The sequence below is a fragment of the bacterium SCSIO 12643 genome (assembly GCA_024398135.1).
Taxonomy (GTDB): domain Bacteria; phylum Bacteroidota; class Bacteroidia; order Flavobacteriales_G; family Salibacteraceae; genus CAJXZP01.
In genome coordinates, this window is the sequence record CP073750.1 from 2,701,842 (window position 1) to 2,719,198 (window position 17,357).

Consider the following 17,357-nt stretch of genomic DNA (forward strand, 5'->3'; position numbering starts at 1 on the left):
TGAATAGATGTTAGTGAGTTAAAGGGTTAATGTGAGTTAGAAATGATTAGTATGGGGCTCCGTAAAGAAATGAGCTGAGCGGATAGTTCCCAGTATTTAGATATTTCCAGGTTTGTGTTCCGTCAATTGAAACACTGTATCCTCCATTTACATTAGACATGACATCTGTATTTCCATCGTGATTCATATCTCCAAACCATAATTCATGTCTCATCTTGGAGGAAGTTGTTAAGTTTTGCCAATTTGCAGTTCCACCATTTGGGTTGCCATATGAAACCTGCCAATAAGTTCCTTGAGTGAAGAGGATGTCTGAAAAATTATCGTTGTTAAACTCACCTATGTATAACAATGATTGTGGTGCATTTGAAGTGGTGAGTACCGACCAATTGGTTTGTCCATCGTACGATACGTCAAAGTTTCCTGAGTTGACATGAAAAACATCTAAGATCTGATCATCTTTCACATTTTGAGGATCATGCCACTTTCCAAATAGCAAGTCTGGTAAAGTATAACCTGATGTATTAATGGTAGCCCAGGGACTTGAAGCTCCAGAAGATACTTCCCATACACTTCCCGTGGTATAAAATGCATCTGTTTGATCATCCGAATCAAAATGTCCAAATTGTAAATCAGATACCGTAGCTTGTGAGGTCGCTAAATGCGTCCAATCGTTGTTGTAATGTGGAGTATAGGAGATCGAACTCCAGGTTCCATTTTCGGATTTAAAAATCTCAGTTTCCATGTCATTATCAAAATTTCCAAAAGTGATAATTGATGTACCCATAGTACTACCACCCAAGGATAATATCATGTCATTGGTAGACGGTATTTTCCACCAGTTATAGAGATGATCTTTGTCCCAATTTTGATGAACATAATATCCCAGATAACTATTTTGGCCATAGATGTTGTTAAAAGCGATCATATTTCCAAGATGGTTTGAGTGCATATTACCGTTATAATCCTGGCCAATAGATCCTCTCCATTGTGTTCCATATTCGAAGTAAACTTGCCGATTGTAGAAAATGTTATTTGTGATTCGACATTCGGTTTGAGGTCTCCCTTGAATGCCAATATTGGCAACATCAGCTGTGTTTCTTTGGCAACCATTTGTCGCTTTACGATAGTCTCCTTTGTCTCTAAACTCATTGTGATGAATGTATATATATCGAGAAGAAAAAGGCATTTGATCAGGGTTTCTATGCATATCCATATTAACACCAAATTGCTCTTCCAAAATAATATTGCAGCTCGCTTCATAACCTGAATGAGTTGAACCTCGACCCGCAATACAGTGTCTGTTACGATTAAATAGATTTTTTAAAATATGAACAAATCCATATGAAATTTGAACCCCATAACCTAATCCTCCAAAGGCATTATCATGGAAGTAGTTGTGATCAACCTTAATATCCAATGGCATATCCGAATCTGTAAAACCGTTGTTGTTTATGGTAACTCCGGAATGAGGAAAACAAGAGATTTCACAGTTATCAATTCGAGCGTTAGAGGCGTTGTAAACTTCAATTCCTCTCAAATGTGCGCCTCCCCATTCAGACTCACATTCGCAGGTTGACCCTTTCATCTGGATACCGGTAATTCGACAATTGTTACCGCGGATTCTAAAAACAGGATCACCAACGGTAATGTATGGACCAACTGTGATTAATGGTCCGTTTGAACCATTTTGACCACGATCTCCGGATATGGTGACATTGTTCACTCCAATTGGAATAGTAAAAGGTAGTGTAAGATTGGAGTTATTTAGGATGCTTTGAACATCAAGGTCTGTTTTTATATGAATGGTCATATTAGAACTCAAACCGGTTTGAAACAAATCAATAAAATCAAGTTCGCTATAAATGTAATGATCATTGGGTTGTTCTATGACGATATCATCGTACCCTTCGCCTCCTCCAACTGGGTTTGCGGAGTTATCTTCATTATAGCAAGATGTGAGACTTATGGTATTATCCAGTTGATGTTCGCTTTTTTGAGGTAATGGGGCATGTAATTGTGAGTCATCAAGAATGCGTTCTTTTTTACATGAAATAGTAAGAAATAATAAGGTAAGAATGAGTAAGTTTTTCATCTTTTCAGGGAATTTAAAATAAGTAATTTAATTAAATGATTCCCGAAATTATGGAAGGTAGATATTCCTGTCAATACGTAGTTACCACATTTTTTTATACGTATTTACCGCAAAATAAGAAATGGTTTTTTTAAGTTAGTTTTTCTTTTTCAACTCTATGGAAGCTGTTCCAATTAAAATAATTCCACAAAACCCTCCCCAGAAGTAGTTGTTAAAAGGTTCTCCTTGAGTAAGCATAAATATGGATGAAAATACAGCGAGTGTGCCGATAATGATGATGATCCAAAATGAGATTGTTGACTTTTTCATAACTACGTTTTATATAATGAATACTCTTGCAATGTTATGATGTCAGTGTATCTTAAACTTGTACAAAAACGACACTAAAGAAAAATGTAAGGATAGCTTTGAGAGCCAACGGGGGTAACTTGTTTAAAAAAATGACGAGGACTGATATGTGTTAACTTTTTGAATTCTTTGGTAAAGTGTGGAGAGTCATAGAATTCGCTCAATAAGCAGAGTTGGGTAAGGTTGTGTTGTTGATTTGGTTTGAATCTATTTTGAATTGCAGATCTGAATCGGATCACTCTTTTGTATTGAGCTGGAGTACACCCAAGGTACTTTTCGAAATTTCGGGTGATTGTTCGAGTTGAAACACCTAAGGAATTTGCAATTTCAGAAACTTTGAGTTGGATATTTTTTTGAAATAATGCAATAGATTGTTCAACAATAGATAAGTCTTTGTTTTTTATCCGTTGCAACAAAAAGTTCTCTAGTACTTGAATTTGTTGCTCATTTGAGGATGGTTTAAATAGTTCCTTAACCATATTGATCCATTCGGGATCTAAAAGTTGTTGCACATTTTTAGGTGCTATTTCCTGAAATGATTTATCGAAGAAATAATTTAAACCGGCAGGTGTGAAGTTTATAGATACTTCCGGAACCAGATTCTTATAATTGAGGTGCAATGGGATAAGATATTTGCCCAATATGATTGCAGAATACTGATTTGATTTGGCTTTGGAAATATGAAGATTTCTTTCTTGAAATTCTAATGCAGCGTTTTGATAAAAAGCCATTGAAGATCCTCTTTGGGGAAAAGCAAAATAGTTTACCTCTTGAAGAGTACTATTTGTATCAAGAATAGCAAAATTGTAAATGTGTTTTTGAAGTTTTTCAGATTTAGGTTGAAATACCTGATACATGACTTAATTGTAATATTTCATTTCAATATTAACTAATTCAATATAATGGGGATAATGATCTACTTAATTTTTAGTGTCGATAACCTTTTTCGGTATTTCCAAGTTTCAGATGAACAATCTAGTGGAATTATGGTGTCATTTTCAATAAGTTCCAAACCACAGATTCCTGGATGTTTTCTATAAATAGTTTTTGTCGCCCAGGGAAAGTCGATGTCGGTCATGGATGAACCAATCCACATGGATTCATTGGGTTGGATTTCAATAATGGTATCTACCTTTGAGCTGAAAGGGCTGTGTTTTTTTCCTGTAGGGTATTTGGGGACATGTAATTTGATGCTTTCGGTACTTTTATTTTTTACTGTGTAATGTAATTGAATCACTGCATCGCATGAAGTCAGAATAAGAACGGTAAATACTAGTGTAAAACTATTTTTGATCATTTTAGATTACAATTTATAATAACACGTATACCATGAGCCATCATTTTGCAAGGTGGATTTAGAACCTATTTTTCCATTTTTATTATAAGTAAAAGTATAAGTGGAAATGTTATAATCTTTAACAAGCTCCTCTTCTAATTCATTGATTAAACCACTGTAATAACAAGTTGCTTTTATCACTTGCCCCTGGGTATTGTATTCAAATAAAAATTGATCTCTCATACTTCCAATACTTTCACGTGAAAAGTAAATAAGGTTTTTCTGGTCATCATATGCCAGACTATCAAACTCTACACCTAAATTCCAATGATAACCGGTGATACTTGTCAATAAGTTATTCTCATAACTGTAAAATATAGCCAGATCAACCAGATAGTCGTAAACTGCTTTTTTATCAATAACCGTGTCATACATTGAGAGATCTAAGTACAGTTTATTTCTGTCTTGATAGGTCTCTTTTTTACCCCAATGCTGATGGACATAATCCATTAGTTTAAGCTGAATAGAGTGAATGGTTGAATCGTTTAATCCAGCACCACGAATTTCATTTTCAAATCTGAAAGGAGCAGTAGTGGGAAGTGTATCCTGAATCCTACCCACACTGTCATTGTAAAACTGAATATAATAACTATACCATGTCGGAAGAGCTGTTGAGGATCTATAAATGGAATCATAGTTAATTACTTGTAAGGTGTCATTTACTTTGCTGGGGTCTGCATCACTTGTTTGGGTGGAAATACTTCGAGGCGCTTCCAAAAAAGTTAGATGATCATATTTCAAATTTCCAAGATCATCCGTTTGAGTTTGAGAATTACATGTGATGATAACGGTGTCTTTTATGTATCCGATACGATTTGCTTCCATTTCCCAAAACTTGATTTGACCATCAATGTCCAGATAAATTCCAATTGGATTTTGAGCAATAGCAGAGATACCTGTGCATATGTATGCTAAAAGTATGAGTAGAAAAGTTTTCAATTAATTTTATATTGATCATTAATCTATTGCATAAATCGTACCTAAACGAAGTTAAATTATTGGGCCGAAATAGTTAAAAACTGACCCCAAGATTTAACCTGAAATAATGATTGCAAAATGTGTATCTATCTATATGGGGGGCAAACCCAAGTTTGAAATCAGGTTTTATCAATAATTCAAATTTTGAGATTGGAATTTTCACTCCCGCAGCGAAATAAATTCCGGTATTACTTTCTATGGGGATAGATTCATCAATTTCCTTTGAGTTGATATAGCCCCCATATTTGGATGGAATAAAAATATGAGTAGTTCCCTGCACATTAGAATTTAGTATAAAGTCCATATAAACACCAGTTTCTACAAATACAGTGGGGTTGTCTTGTAAGTTGATCCTTATACCCAATGGAACGGATAAATAATGAAGTTTGTAGTTTAAATCAGCAGTACCGTAATAGAGTCCTTGATAATAAAAGCTACTATGAAAACGAATACAATTGTATTCGACTCCAAGCAAAATATTCGCTATTTTATTGGCCATGAAAATGTGTTTTGCGCCAAAACCAAAACTATATCTGGGTTCAATTCCTTTATTAAGTTGGACGGTCCGATTGAGCGAAACGGTTAATTCATCTCGAAAAGATTTTTTTGAACCTTGACCATGGGATAAGAGATTTGTGATACATATGAATGCGATGAGTAAGCCATATTGTTTCATCTTTCTGTAGTTTAAGTAATAGTATAACGTGTATTAAGGTTTTCATCGAATATAGTGAGAAATCAGATTGTTGCAAAACAAAAGTTTTTTGATTATCAATTGATTATAATGGGGCGAATCTTTTTTGGATTAGAATACCAATTACAAATGGAATAATAAGCGTAGTGAAGTACAACTTATAGATAAAATAGAATGATATAGGAATAGTAATGACAAACTCGAATAAAAACAATTTAATAGAAGGATCGATATACGGATTGGAGGATATAAGGTTAGAAAGTAGTTTATAATAGGTCAAAATCAGATATGACAAATAATGGATGAGTGGAACAAAAATGAGAACTAATGCGACAAGGTATTTTAGAGAATAATCGTTACTTGTTTTAAAAGTTTCTTTCCATGCGTAACCCAAAATCAAATAGGTGAGAGGTGGAGCGATAACGTAAAAGTGATAATGTATTAGTCCGAATGAAACATTATCTCCAAATATTCCGAAGAAGAAGAAGAAGAAGAAGAAGAAGAAGAAGAAGAAGAAGAAGAAGAAGAAGAAGAAGAAGAAGAAGAAGGCGACAATGGCATTAGATAACCCAAAGATTTTCCAATCTGAATTCAACACATCATAAAGTTGTTCTTTTTGAAAAAGGTCCATCCTTAGAACTATAAGCAAATTGATGGATAAAATTAGTTTTTTAGGTGTTAAGATGTTTTTCTAAGTCCCATAAATCCGAGTAAACCGATAGGTAGTAAAAGTATCCATTGAGGCGTAAAAACCTGATGAATCAAGCTGGAAATAATAAATGCAATAGAAAAAGTAATGTAGAGAAAGTTGATGCTTGAAATGGTATTGGAGAGATTTACTTTCGAAGTGTTCCAACCCGCTTGTAATAAAATGTATGATGAACCAAAAAGCATAACCGTTACCATATGCCAGGCGCCCCATAGTTGGGATTTAACATCAAGAAGTAAGTCTGTTTCCATTAGCGGGTCAACCAGTGTGACTTGTCCACCGAGAAGATGAAGGAATGCGGTAAATAAATTGAGTATACCAGCTGCAATCCAGTAATTATTTCGTTTCATTTGAGATGAGTTTTTTGTTGATGCGTAACATGTAAATAGCATGAGGGAGCATTAAAAAGGTCATTCCTGAAAAAGGGATCATGTATATCCCTATAAGAACGATGATTAGATAAGTCCATAAAAAGTTCTTTGGTAATAAACCCGTGGTTTTTTCAATATGAGAAATGAGCATCCCAAATGGGATGAGTAATAATCCAAAATAGAAAAACCAAAAAGCGGCAAAGTTCTCATAATTCATTCGTCCATTAAGCAATGGAAATTCTGAAATACCGGTGCTTATTTGAAAGAAAGACTGATTCGAAAATCCCAGAAATTGTTTCCCAAATGCAAAGGGTGATATTCCTAGCAGTGTATGCATTATTCCTAAAAGAATCATGCTGTTTCCTTGTGTGATTTTCATAGATCTAAAAAGTGTTTTAATTCCGATTTCACCGACTTCAAATAATTTTTTGGCTGTTTTTTGTTTTTGATCATTTCATGATAGCCAATGAGATACTTATAAAAAATATCAGCTTTAATTGAAGCTTCTTTTTGAGGATATCCCAGTTCTTGAAAAAGTTGTGATGTAAAGCTCAATCTCCGTTGATCGACTTCATCAATGATTTTCTGGATTTCAGGTTTATTGGAAGCATAGCGTTTTAAGAAATAGATAAACTCCAGATAGGGATCATTCTTAAAGGCTATGGTTAAAAATTGTTCTAGTTTCTCTTGAGGAGTAGAAGCGTTTTCTGTTCGCTGGATCACTTGTTCGGTTTCTATTCTGATCCAGAATTGTATAAGTTCATGAATAAATTCCTTTTTTGATTTAAAGTGCCAGTAAAAGCTCGATTTATTACAAACGAGTTGTTTGGCCATTTTTTCAATAACAATTCCCGAGATTCCTTGATTGGAAAAGAGCTCATAGCCCAGCTGAATCCAATCCTCTTTTTGTGCAACTATTTTTGGCATTATTAAACGGTTTCGTTTAGAAAAACAAATGTATGTTTTTTCTTTATTAGACGAAACCGTTTAATAGTTTTTTGTTTTAAATGATTATTGGCTAAGCTGCGTCTTAAGAGCCTCCGCTCTTTGTCGACCACCTTCGTAATTGGGGTCTAATGCAATGGCTTTATCCAGATATTTGAGACTAAGTTCGCGATGTTTTTTTCCCTGATTTTGATTTGCCCACGACCAGTAAGTAAAACTCATGATTTTAGAAGATGCATATTCAGGGTTGTCATTGTATTTGGTTATAATGGATTGCATATCTCTTTTCGCATGACGTCTTTTACAAAAGAATACCCCAGGTAGGTTTTCAGAAATACTTCCGCGTAAAAACTCCGGTAGATAGCATACTTCGGCATATTCCTTAACTGCCTGGTCCAATAAGTTAAATGCCTGATTTAAATATTTTATTTTTTGTGTTTCGGCACTGATCAATGATAATGCAGAAGCTCTGTATGACACTATAAATGGTTTTATTTCCGGAGTTAGATTTGGAGTGTTTAATGCGTCAGAAAGTTGATCAAAGCTTTTTTGTGCGTATCCACTGTATTGATATGAGTTTAAAAATGAGAGGTTTAAGGCCACTTCATGATAAATAATTCCCAATCGAACCTGATGGATTAAAGAAGAATCTTTTAGATATTGACTTTCAACATCACTCAGTTTTTGCAGGAGTAGTTGCGAATCTATAATCTCCATGACATCTTCCAGTTGATGATGTATAGTTTTATATTTAGTTAGATCAAATGGTGTTGCAGCAGTGTTTTTAAAGAACAAACTACTTAGGATCGTTAATATTAAAATTGGATGTCTCATTTTACATGTTTTTGTTTGAGACAAATGTGTAGAGTAGATGGAGGTTAAGTCGTTGACTTAAGTTAAGATTTTTGTTTTTGATGTACCCTTTTTTGAATACGACTTAAACTTTCAGGACTAATTCCGATAAAGTTAGCGATGTATTTTTGTGGAATACGTTGGAACATATCCGGTCGATTTTCAATTAAATCCAGATAACGCTGTTCAGGTTTATTGGCGGAAAGTGACATAGCTATTTCTGTTGCTCTATGGGCGACTTGTTCCGTCATGATCCTACCAAATGTTTCAAAAGCCTGGCTTTCTTGATAGAGGGACTCTAAATGATCTCTGGAAATGCAAAATACGACAGTGTCTTCCATGGCCTGAAGATTCATGGAGCCAGAAATTCTATTGGTAAAGCTTTTAAAATCGGTGACCCATTGGTTTTCAAATGAAATATCACATGTCTTTTCATTCCCATCCAAAATGTGATAGTGTCGTATGGAACCTTTGGAAATAAATGCCAGAAATTGGCAGACTTTTCCTTCTTCAATAAGTAACTCACGTTTCTTAAGTGTTTTGGAGGTAAAGTATTTGTCTATAAGGTCCAAATCCTGTTTTTCAAAAGGAACAACACTAGCGCAGAATTTCTGTAGTTGGTGAAACATAAATTACGAAGTTATACGTATTTGTTTCTAATTCAATTTTTTATGTTGAACTTCAGATTTAAAAAAGTCTTTCAGGTGCTGTGTGCCATACTGTGGAGCTACATTGTCAAAAGCCATCAAAGTGAGAAAGAACTCTATCGGACCATAGGTTTTAGAACTGGTGAATGTTCTCATAACCCAAATGATAAATTTTCTTACCCAATCCGGAATATGGATAATATTGATCTTCTTCTGCCATGATTTTAAAGCCAGTTCTGCCAATTCACTTTGAGAAAAGATATCCGGACCACCAACGGTTACTTCATTTTCTTCGGAAAGTATTTTATCTACACAAACCTTTGCAAGATCAGCACCGTGAATGGGATTTAATCGGTAGTTACCATTTCCAAAAAGGTATACTTTCCCATTTTTTCCCATCTCTAAAAAGTCTTTCATATCGGAGAAAAATCCATTCGGGCGCATGATGGTATATTTTAATCCCGAAGCTTTTAAAGCATCCACAAATCTTTCTTTGGCTTCGAAAATTTTTAAATGTCTTAAATGGTCGCCACCAATTGCAGAGACGTATAGAAAAGACTGAACATTGGATTTTTGCGCCTCTTTTAGAAGGTTCAGGTTTCCCTGATAATCTACATCCATATAGGTCAAACCCTCTTTTTGTCGGGTGATTCCGATGGTACTAAAGACACCATTTATTTGATCACAAATGCCGTTTAAGGTGGCGGGTTGTGTAATTTCTCCAATAAAGAAATCATCTACACCATCAAATAATTGTTTTTGATTTTCTTTTCGAATCAGTACACGTACCTGATAGTTTCTGTTTATTAATTCTTTAACGAGGTACTGCCCTAGATAACCTGTAGCTCCTGCCACTAATACTTTTTTTAATTCCATCGTTTCTTTTTGACAAAAGAAGAGTGGGCTGATCTATTTACACTTGACGATCGTCAAGAAAGCCGTTTTTTAAAAACACGGGACTTAATTCTGCTTAATGTTTCGGGAGAAACACCGAGAAAAGAAGCAATATATTGTTGTGGAACTCTTAAGAATAAATCGCCCTGATTATTTAATAAATCGATGTAACGTTGTTCTGCAGATTTGGTAACAAATGAAGCAATCATTTTTTGACTTGTGATGAGTTCGTTCTCAGTTGCTATTCTCGCTATAACTTCAAATTTGGGAACTTCTTGCAGCAATAATTCGGTTTTAGATTTTGTAAATACCAGAAGTTCGGTAGGCTCTATCGCCTGATAGTTTTCCACTGCCGGGACATTGTAGGTATAACTTTCACCTGCACAAATGAACTGGCCTTCCGTATAAAAAAATGCTGTTTTTTCGATCCCATCCACGTTATAGAACAATCTGACACATCCTTTGGAAACGAAATATATTTCATCAGACACATTTCCTTCAGTGAAAATATAAGCACCTTTAGCGTATGTTCTTTTTTCTAACGAATTTTCTAAAAATATTAGTTCTTCGTTATTAAGTGAAATATATGTTTCTATGTGTGAGCGTAGATTTTTCATTGATGAGGATTGTGGATTTGTAATGATATGTACAAAAGTAATGTTTGTTGGAGTTTAGTTGTTTGCGTTTTAATGAAATAAAAATTTCATTATTATGTGGTTAATTTATTAGCCTCCAAATCGGTGAACCTTTAATCATATACCTCTTTAATTTCGAATAGGGAACGGAAAAATGACAACCTAAATAATTCCCCCCGTATCCGAAGATTGTGCCATACATACCACATTCAAATTGAATGGAATCCGGGGAGAAGATATAAAAAGAGGGAATGTCCTCAATATCGGTTTCAGATTTGTCAATTTTCATTTCTTTTATAAACTCACGATAGATGAGGTCCCAGGCTTTGGGCTCGAAAACATCATCAAATTCAAATTCCTTATTGGTATAGTAATCATAATATTTGTAATATTCTTCCCCATAACCGTGCGCTCCACCGGTATAAGAAGAATTGCTATAACTAATTATGAAGATACCGTCCTGAATAAGATTTACACGTGTATGCCCCCAGTATTGATATCTGGTACTGTCAATATCATACCAACCATACTTACCATATTTAATCTCTGATATAACATCTGATAGATCAAATTTCTGGATGTTTACAAAATCAGGATGGAGTTGAAAATCTTCAATCTTAGGAATAGCAGCTAATAAAGTATCTATTTGATCTCCTTTTTCCTGAAGTAGAAATGTGGCCTGGATTTCAGATTCATAGAATTCAGCACGAATCGATTTGGTCATAGTGACTTTGATCAGTGTATCCTGATCTAGAATAATATTTTCAGTATAATAACTGCTTTTAAGATGTTCCTCTACCTGAGCCGATGCAACAGATATCAATAACACAATAAATATAGTTGTTACGATTATGTTTTTGAATTGAGATTTAATCATTGTATGATACGTTTGTAATAGGTGTATTTTTCAACTAAGTATGGCGGGCGAGTAATTAGAGAGTTTGTAGTTGAGGTCAGATAACGTCTTCGGATGATAAGATAATCGTGGTTAAATCCAACAATATGATTTACCGGTATTTCAAATAATTGATGAGACATTAAATTGTTAAATGACTCGTCTTTGGATCGAATAATATGATCAGGGATTATCTTGTACACATTAGTGATGTCTTGAATACGAACGGTGTCTGATGATGATCTGGAAAATTGCATTTGAGCTTTGCGACTACTTTTACCACTGGGTTTAACTTTAGCCATTTTTGTGGATTCAAAAATGGAGACGTAAGCTGCATGGGTATCCAGAACGGAATCAACGGGTAGTTGGATGAGTCGTTTTTCTAGTGCTACAATTTCTTTTTTTATGGAATCTTCCTCCTGGTGATTTTGTGAGTGTGATTCACCGAAACCTGACCAAATGGTCAAAATCACAAAAAAAGAGTAAATGAATTTCATTGTTGTACGTCAGTTTATTTGGGCTTTAACCTTAGTCAAAATACAGGTAAATCACCATGCATATAGTCTAAACCATCCGCATGCTTAAAGCCTCAACCCTCATACATACTCCATGCCATTTTGAGGTGTCTCGCTAAATTAATTCTCTGTTTGTAAAAACTTAAATATGTTTTGCTTTTATGGCAATTTCAAAGGCTTCAGGTTCATCTATATGCAGGCATAGGGTAGAGAATCTTTTTTTGATTCCATAGAGGCTTTTAAGTTCATATTCTTTGGAGAGATAGATGACCGTATTATGATCTTCCATTTCACCAATAGGTGAAAGTGATTGGGTGAGTGGATCTTCCGGTAAAGACCTTTTTGATAATTCAATTCGATCAATATCCTGAATTGAAATTTCTACTTCGCTCATAATTCCATATCTAAACTGGATACTACGATCTAAAATTGAAATGGGTCTTTGAGATAAAGATTTGGCAAATCCAAAAACCTGTATGGCGGTATAGATACTTAAACCTGTGAGAATCCAGGCGAAGATAACACTCCATTTAGTGACTAAGATATGTACCGTATAAGATTCGATTCCGATGATGAGAATGAAAGCAATCATTAATGTAACAGAACCGGTTTTTTTATGATAGCTAAATTGATTTTCTGATAAAGTAGCTTTTTTCCAATGAATGAAACCATAATAGATCACTGCGATTTCAGTAGACAGAACGGGCGCAAGTTTTTGCGGAAATATTTCCCGGCAGGCGCTTTTTAAAGTGTCATAAAAATCCGGAGAGTATCCTTCCAGTGATTTATATGCAGTGATGATGCTTCGTACTTTAAAAATGATAAAACCGATCACGAAAAATTCGATAAACGGAAGAATCCAGTTTTTAAAGAAGGTGAGATAAGTTTGTCCATCTTGAGGTAGAAAGTAAGAACCAATTGCCAGTCCTGCCACCATCACCGGAACAACCGTTGTTTTGGGGATTTCTGTTTTTCGAATGAGTAAAAAATAAATTAGGGGTACTGTAAGTAATAAATCTATGCTAATGGCCAGATGAAGAGTTTGGTTTCCCTGAATGAATGAAGAGTTCATCAAAAAAACAAGTATAGACAAAAGACTTAAGGGAATTCCAAATATGAGGAGGTTCCGATTGAGGGCAAAATTCTTATCCATAAAATCTATTTTAAATTGCTTGTGAATTTGGTGTTTGTCAATGATTTAATTGGTTGGTAAAATTACGATTTTGTAAGTTTAAAAGCCATTTAAAAATGAGACTCTATGAAATAAAAAAAAGGCCCTTTCGGGCCTTTCTAAGAGGATGTTTTTACGGATTAATTCGGCTCTGAGAATGTAACGACAGGAGGAGTGTCATATCCACTTCCCTGATTGGTGACTTCCACACTGGTGACTGAACCATTGGTGATAATTGCAGTTGCTTCTGCTGTCATTCCACTTGGTGAAGCTTCTACTGTAACAGTTGGAGCAGAAGTGTATCCACTTCCAGGTTCAACAACATTAATTGCGGCTATAATTCCATCAACCATAGTTGCAGAACCGTAAGCTTCAGAAAATGGATATTGGGTCATCACATATGGCTTTACATCACCTCCGGATTCATTTGAAGGCGTTCTGGTCGCGTCAGATCCTAAAGAGTATTTTTTGCCATCTGCCGGAGGTACCAGACACGTTACTGCGGTTAAAAATGTGTCATTGTAATTCCCATCGGCTAAGAAACAGCGTGATTTGGTTGTGCTTAAAGTGGTTGTCCCAAAATTGTAACACTCTTGTACGATGTCCCCTCCGGTCGAAGATTGATGTTGAAGTGTGGTACCATAAATAAATGCTTTATCAATTTGAGAAGCAACAGGCCCGAACGGAATACTGGAGGTAAGACTTTTATAAGCCAAATAAGTAGAGGCTACCATTCCTGTACGGTCATGTCCACTGGCGCAGTGGATGTAATAAATATGATACACTTCATCAGAGGTTTCCATCCATGATTTAAGGTGGGTTGCTAACGTAGTTAAAATCATAGGTTCTACGGTACCAATGGAAGTATCTATGGGTTCTACATTCCATCTACACATTTGACCGGTTGGTGATCCAGTGGTAATTCCTCTAAGTGGAGTTGGTGTAGCCGGGAACCATGTACATTGCGCATTATTTGGTTCATCAATATTTCCGGAAAAAGAAAAATATTCATTCCCCCATATATATTCCTCTGCAGATGATAGTAGAGCAATGTCATGTAAAACATAGTCTCCAAGGTCTGCTAAAGTTGGTCCGTTAGCTGCAGCGCAGGCATCCACAATGGCGGTTTGCAGATTTTTAAAATCAATTGTTTGCCCGCCATTACTTTCCTGACCTAGTGGAGAGTTTCCTCTCACTAAAATTGTTTTGTTTTTAATGTCCCAGTCTACCAAAAATACTTGAGAAGGTCTTAAGACCTGTGCAGAACTTGGGGGTACGCTTGGGTTGGCCTGGGTGATCTTTTGTACGGTTACGGTTGTGGTATCATGTTCGGTAGCGTTTCTTCCTGGTCCGGGAGGAAACATAGAAGGATTATCTCCCTGGCCTCTTGTCCCTGTGGCTTGCCATATAAATGGACTACCAGGTTCAAGTATAAAGCAAATGTTACATTGCGATTTGGTTTCTGTACTTTGGTTGGTACCCGGAGCTTCAAACATGCAGACCGAATTGGTCACAGCATTTATGTAATCGGCACCTTCAACTGTAAAAACGACATTGTTATTTGCAGGCGTTGCGGTGATTGAAGATACTACTTTTTCGGACGCATCTTTCATGGTCGCGGTAGAGTAGGCCTGAAGATTAATTTCTGCTGAGATCACATCAGCGTTAACGGTAAGCGTGTATTGCTTAGATGGATTTGAGTTTGACATTTCTTACTTTTTAATGTTATTAATAATTAAGGCTACAGCATAAACGGAGCGTTCCGATCTGTTTTTGTTTGCCCCAATTTTAGATCGGAATTGCCATAACATTTGATTTCTAGAGTATTCAACTTCGCAAAGAAGATGTCTATAATGTTGATATTACAGACGTTTGTAAACCATGGTCGTATTGTTGTTTTGAATACGCTGAAACCAAATTGGAGTGTAAAAGTAAAGCTGCGTGTTTTGAGTTAAAATGGGGTAAATACCTGTTTTAAGAAATACAGAAAATTACCTATTTGTTAGCAAAAAAATATGGGGAAGGTTGGCATGCTTTGATCTGCATTAAGTTTAAATAGATTTTACAATGGTAATGAAGCTGCCTCAATTCAAAATTGTACTTTCGAACCATATTCATAACAAATACTTCTTACTGGGTTTATGGACGTAAAAATTGCCGAAGACTGGAAAAACATCTTGCAGGATGAATTTGATAAACCGTATTTTGAATCTCTTTCAGCGTTTGTAAAAAATGAGTATCGAACACAACAATGTTTTCCAAAAGGGAACCAGATTTTTGCAGCGTTTGATCTTTGCGCGTTAAATGATTTAAAGGTGGTGATTATTGGTCAGGATCCATATCACGGCATTGGTCAGGCGCATGGGTTATGCTTTTCTGTAAACGATGGGATTGCTCATCCACCTTCGTTGGTCAATATCTTTAAAGAATTGCATACGGATCTAAATCTTGACGTTCCAAAAAGTGGGAATTTAGAACGTTGGTCTAAACAAGGCGTATTATTACTCAACGCTACATTAACAGTTAGAGCACATCAGGCGGGTTCGCATCAAAACAAAGGTTGGGAGCAATTTACGGATGCAGTAATTTCTAAAATTTCTGCTGAAAAAGAAGATGTAGTATTCCTACTTTGGGGAGGGTTTGCTAAAAAGAAAGGGGCAAAAATTGATCGTACAAAACATCATGTTTTAACTTCCGGACATCCGTCACCATTGAGTGCCAATAGAGGACTGTGGTTTGGTAACCAACATTTTTCAAAAACAAACGACTTTTTATCCGGTAAGGGATTATCACAAATTGACTGGTAATTATGGATGCATTTCGTGTTCCGCGCAGTCCAAACGAAGGTCATTGGCCATGAGTTCTTTTTTTAGAAAATCGCAGTAGTGAGAGTCGTTATGGGGTCGGTAAAAAGAACAGGTTTGACACATTCGTTGGATGGTTATGATTCCTGACTTGTTTAAGTCATAAATGAGCCGTTGTAGTCCTTCCAGCATTTGAGTTTTTTGTTCCTGACTTAATTTTTCGATTGGTTTTTCAATGGTAGAGGCGAATAAAGAAGCTTTTTTTGCCACTTTTTGACCTTCAGAAGTTAGAAGCAATACAAAACTTCGGGTGTCTCGGGGATCTTTTTCTTTACGTACCATTTTTTTTGAGAGTAAAACTTTTACACTATCGCTAATAGTAGCTTTAGTCATGTTAAACTCATCGGCCAGGTAACTAACTTTACATCGATCTTCTGAATGGAATAGTAGGAAGATCAAAATTTGAATCTGAATGGGACTAAGAGAATTTTCTTTGCTCTCATTCCAAAGGAGTACTCGAAAACTTTCAGATATTCTTTCTAAAGCTACTACGATTTGACTTTCAATGTGTTGGTTTTGTTTGTTTAAACTAAAAGAAGACTGTTCCATATTTTATCGATGGCGTTATACCTCAATTACCATCGCGAAAATGGAATTGCCTCACAAAGGTAGGAATCCTAACTTTGTGAGGCAAAATTTTTAACCTTTTACGTCTTCCATTGAAGCACCAAAGTTAATGTGAAGTACATGACCATTAGGAGTGAGTAAGGCCGGAACGGATTTAACCCCTACTTTTTCTGCTTCTTCAATTCGAGAACGGTCTTCTCCGATATGGACCATTTCAACATTGTCTGCACCAATAAGATTTACGATGTCTTGTTCGGCACTTACACATACCGGACATCCAGCGTGATAGAAAATTGATTTTGTCATCTTTTTATGATTTTAAGTTAAAGCAATATTGCTAATACAATTATAGTAAGGAATCCTAACTAAATAGAATTTGAGTAAATTAATTTTTATAATAGGGGTTAAGGTTATTTTTATGAAGCTGATTAAAGCACTAATCTAAATGCAGATCGTATTGATAAAAACCAACATTGTTTTTACCAGCAGAAATTATGAGTTGCGTGCCATTCATAGTATAATTATAAGAACCATTTAAAATGAGGTTCCAATCAAAGTTTGCTGTCCAAATATTGGTGTCGGAAAATACAATTTTGGAGTTTTCAATTTTATAATTTCCACTTCCACCAGCCGGATAATAGTTATTTGAATTACCACTACAATTAAAGTTTTCATTTCCCGAGAAGTTTATCGTAACGGGATTTGAAAATGTTGATCCGTTTGGATATTTTACGGTGAATGTGCCGGAATATTTACCGTTGGGTTGTGCAATCACATTTTCACTTTTTTGACAAGAAGTAAAAATCCATAGAAGACTAAAAATGAATAATAAATGACGCATAAT

Annotated in this window: 22 protein-coding genes; 1 reads left to right on the plus strand and 21 read right to left on the minus strand. The window is 35.5% G+C overall.

Annotation, left to right across the window (positions count from 1 at the left end):
* Positions 1-46 precede the first annotated feature (46 nt).
* From KFE94_11630 to KFE94_11715, 18 genes are all read right to left on the minus strand, one after another.
* Positions 47-2,092 (minus strand): hypothetical protein, encoded by a 2,046-nt coding sequence (locus KFE94_11630; GenBank protein ID UTW65305.1) that lies wholly within the window; start codon positions 2,090-2,092, stop codon positions 47-49.
* Between the two features lie 135 nt (positions 2,093-2,227).
* The gene (locus tag KFE94_11635) at positions 2,228-2,401 is read right to left on the minus strand and encodes a hypothetical protein (GenBank protein UTW65306.1); all 174 of its coding nucleotides are present in this window, start codon (positions 2,399-2,401) and stop codon (positions 2,228-2,230) included.
* 74 nt (positions 2,402-2,475) lie between these two features.
* The gene (locus tag KFE94_11640; GenBank protein ID UTW65307.1) at positions 2,476-3,297 is read right to left on the minus strand and encodes an AraC family transcriptional regulator; all 822 of its coding nucleotides are present in this window, start codon (positions 3,295-3,297) and stop codon (positions 2,476-2,478) included.
* A 59-nt stretch (positions 3,298-3,356) separates the two neighbouring features.
* Entirely contained in the window at positions 3,357-3,737 is a 381-nt protein-coding gene (locus KFE94_11645) for a hypothetical protein (protein UTW65308.1), read from the minus strand.
* A 6-nt stretch (positions 3,738-3,743) separates the two neighbouring features.
* A complete protein-coding gene (locus KFE94_11650) occupies positions 3,744-4,715 on the minus strand; it encodes a hypothetical protein (GenBank protein UTW65309.1) in 972 nt (323 codons plus the stop codon).
* A 73-nt stretch (positions 4,716-4,788) separates the two neighbouring features.
* Positions 4,789-5,430: an outer membrane beta-barrel protein gene (locus KFE94_11655; GenBank protein UTW65310.1), complete on the minus strand. Its 642-nt coding sequence runs from the start codon at positions 5,428-5,430 to the stop codon at positions 4,789-4,791.
* Between the two features lie 103 nt (positions 5,431-5,533).
* Positions 5,534-6,079 carry a hypothetical protein gene (locus KFE94_11660; GenBank protein UTW65311.1) on the minus strand — a complete coding sequence of 182 codons (546 nt, stop codon included), beginning with the start codon at positions 6,077-6,079 and terminating at the stop codon, positions 5,534-5,536.
* 47 nt (positions 6,080-6,126) lie between these two features.
* Positions 6,127-6,507: a hypothetical protein gene (locus KFE94_11665; GenBank protein ID UTW65312.1), complete on the minus strand. Its 381-nt coding sequence runs from the start codon at positions 6,505-6,507 to the stop codon at positions 6,127-6,129.
* Positions 6,494-6,907: a hypothetical protein gene (locus tag KFE94_11670; GenBank protein UTW65313.1), complete on the minus strand. Its 414-nt coding sequence runs from the start codon at positions 6,905-6,907 to the stop codon at positions 6,494-6,496. Before KFE94_11670 ends, KFE94_11665 begins: the two co-directional genes overlap by 14 nt.
* Complete coding sequence (locus KFE94_11675; GenBank protein ID UTW65314.1) at positions 6,904-7,455, minus strand: TetR/AcrR family transcriptional regulator; 552 nt, start codon at positions 7,453-7,455, stop codon at positions 6,904-6,906. Before KFE94_11675 ends, KFE94_11670 begins: the two co-directional genes overlap by 4 nt.
* An 84-nt stretch (positions 7,456-7,539) precedes the next feature.
* A complete protein-coding gene (locus KFE94_11680; GenBank protein UTW68267.1) occupies positions 7,540-8,190 on the minus strand; it encodes a hypothetical protein in 651 nt (216 codons plus the stop codon).
* 179 nt (positions 8,191-8,369) lie between these two features.
* On the minus strand, positions 8,370-8,954 hold the full coding sequence (locus KFE94_11685; GenBank protein ID UTW65315.1) for a Crp/Fnr family transcriptional regulator: 585 nt from the start codon (positions 8,952-8,954) through the stop codon (positions 8,370-8,372).
* A 27-nt stretch (positions 8,955-8,981) separates the two neighbouring features.
* A complete protein-coding gene (locus tag KFE94_11690; protein UTW65316.1) occupies positions 8,982-9,848 on the minus strand; it encodes an SDR family oxidoreductase in 867 nt (288 codons plus the stop codon).
* 53 nt (positions 9,849-9,901) lie between these two features.
* Positions 9,902-10,483: a Crp/Fnr family transcriptional regulator gene (locus KFE94_11695; GenBank protein UTW65317.1), complete on the minus strand. Its 582-nt coding sequence runs from the start codon at positions 10,481-10,483 to the stop codon at positions 9,902-9,904.
* A gap of 100 nt (positions 10,484-10,583) precedes the next feature.
* Positions 10,584-11,378, minus strand: coding sequence for a hypothetical protein (locus tag KFE94_11700; GenBank protein UTW65318.1), 795 nt, complete (start codon positions 11,376-11,378; stop codon positions 10,584-10,586).
* Positions 11,375-11,893 carry a hypothetical protein gene (locus tag KFE94_11705; GenBank protein UTW65319.1) on the minus strand — a complete coding sequence of 173 codons (519 nt, stop codon included), beginning with the start codon at positions 11,891-11,893 and terminating at the stop codon, positions 11,375-11,377. The genes KFE94_11700 and KFE94_11705 overlap by 4 nt, the downstream gene beginning before the upstream one ends.
* 160 nt (positions 11,894-12,053) lie before the next feature.
* Positions 12,054-13,064 carry a hypothetical protein gene (locus KFE94_11710; GenBank protein UTW65320.1) on the minus strand — a complete coding sequence of 337 codons (1,011 nt, stop codon included), beginning with the start codon at positions 13,062-13,064 and terminating at the stop codon, positions 12,054-12,056.
* A 158-nt stretch (positions 13,065-13,222) separates the two neighbouring features.
* The gene (locus KFE94_11715; protein ID UTW65321.1) at positions 13,223-14,791 is read right to left on the minus strand and encodes a hypothetical protein; all 1,569 of its coding nucleotides are present in this window, start codon (positions 14,789-14,791) and stop codon (positions 13,223-13,225) included.
* Positions 14,792-15,223: 432 nt separating this feature from the next.
* On the opposite strand from KFE94_11715, the gene ung reads away from it, so the two are divergent.
* The gene (gene ung / locus KFE94_11720; GenBank protein ID UTW65322.1) at positions 15,224-15,889 is read left to right on the plus strand and encodes a uracil-DNA glycosylase; all 666 of its coding nucleotides are present in this window, start codon (positions 15,224-15,226) and stop codon (positions 15,887-15,889) included.
* Here the strand turns inward: ung and KFE94_11725 are convergent, their stop codons facing one another.
* The 3 genes from KFE94_11725 to KFE94_11735 form a co-directional block, all read right to left on the minus strand.
* On the minus strand, positions 15,890-16,495 hold the full coding sequence (locus tag KFE94_11725) for a winged helix-turn-helix transcriptional regulator (GenBank protein ID UTW65323.1): 606 nt from the start codon (positions 16,493-16,495) through the stop codon (positions 15,890-15,892).
* Between the two features lie 90 nt (positions 16,496-16,585).
* Positions 16,586-16,819: a thioredoxin family protein gene (locus KFE94_11730; GenBank protein ID UTW65324.1), complete on the minus strand. Its 234-nt coding sequence runs from the start codon at positions 16,817-16,819 to the stop codon at positions 16,586-16,588.
* Positions 16,820-16,949: 130 nt separating this feature from the next.
* A complete protein-coding gene (locus tag KFE94_11735) occupies positions 16,950-17,354 on the minus strand; it encodes a hypothetical protein (GenBank protein UTW65325.1) in 405 nt (134 codons plus the stop codon).
* Between the last annotated feature and the right edge of the window lie 3 nt (positions 17,355-17,357).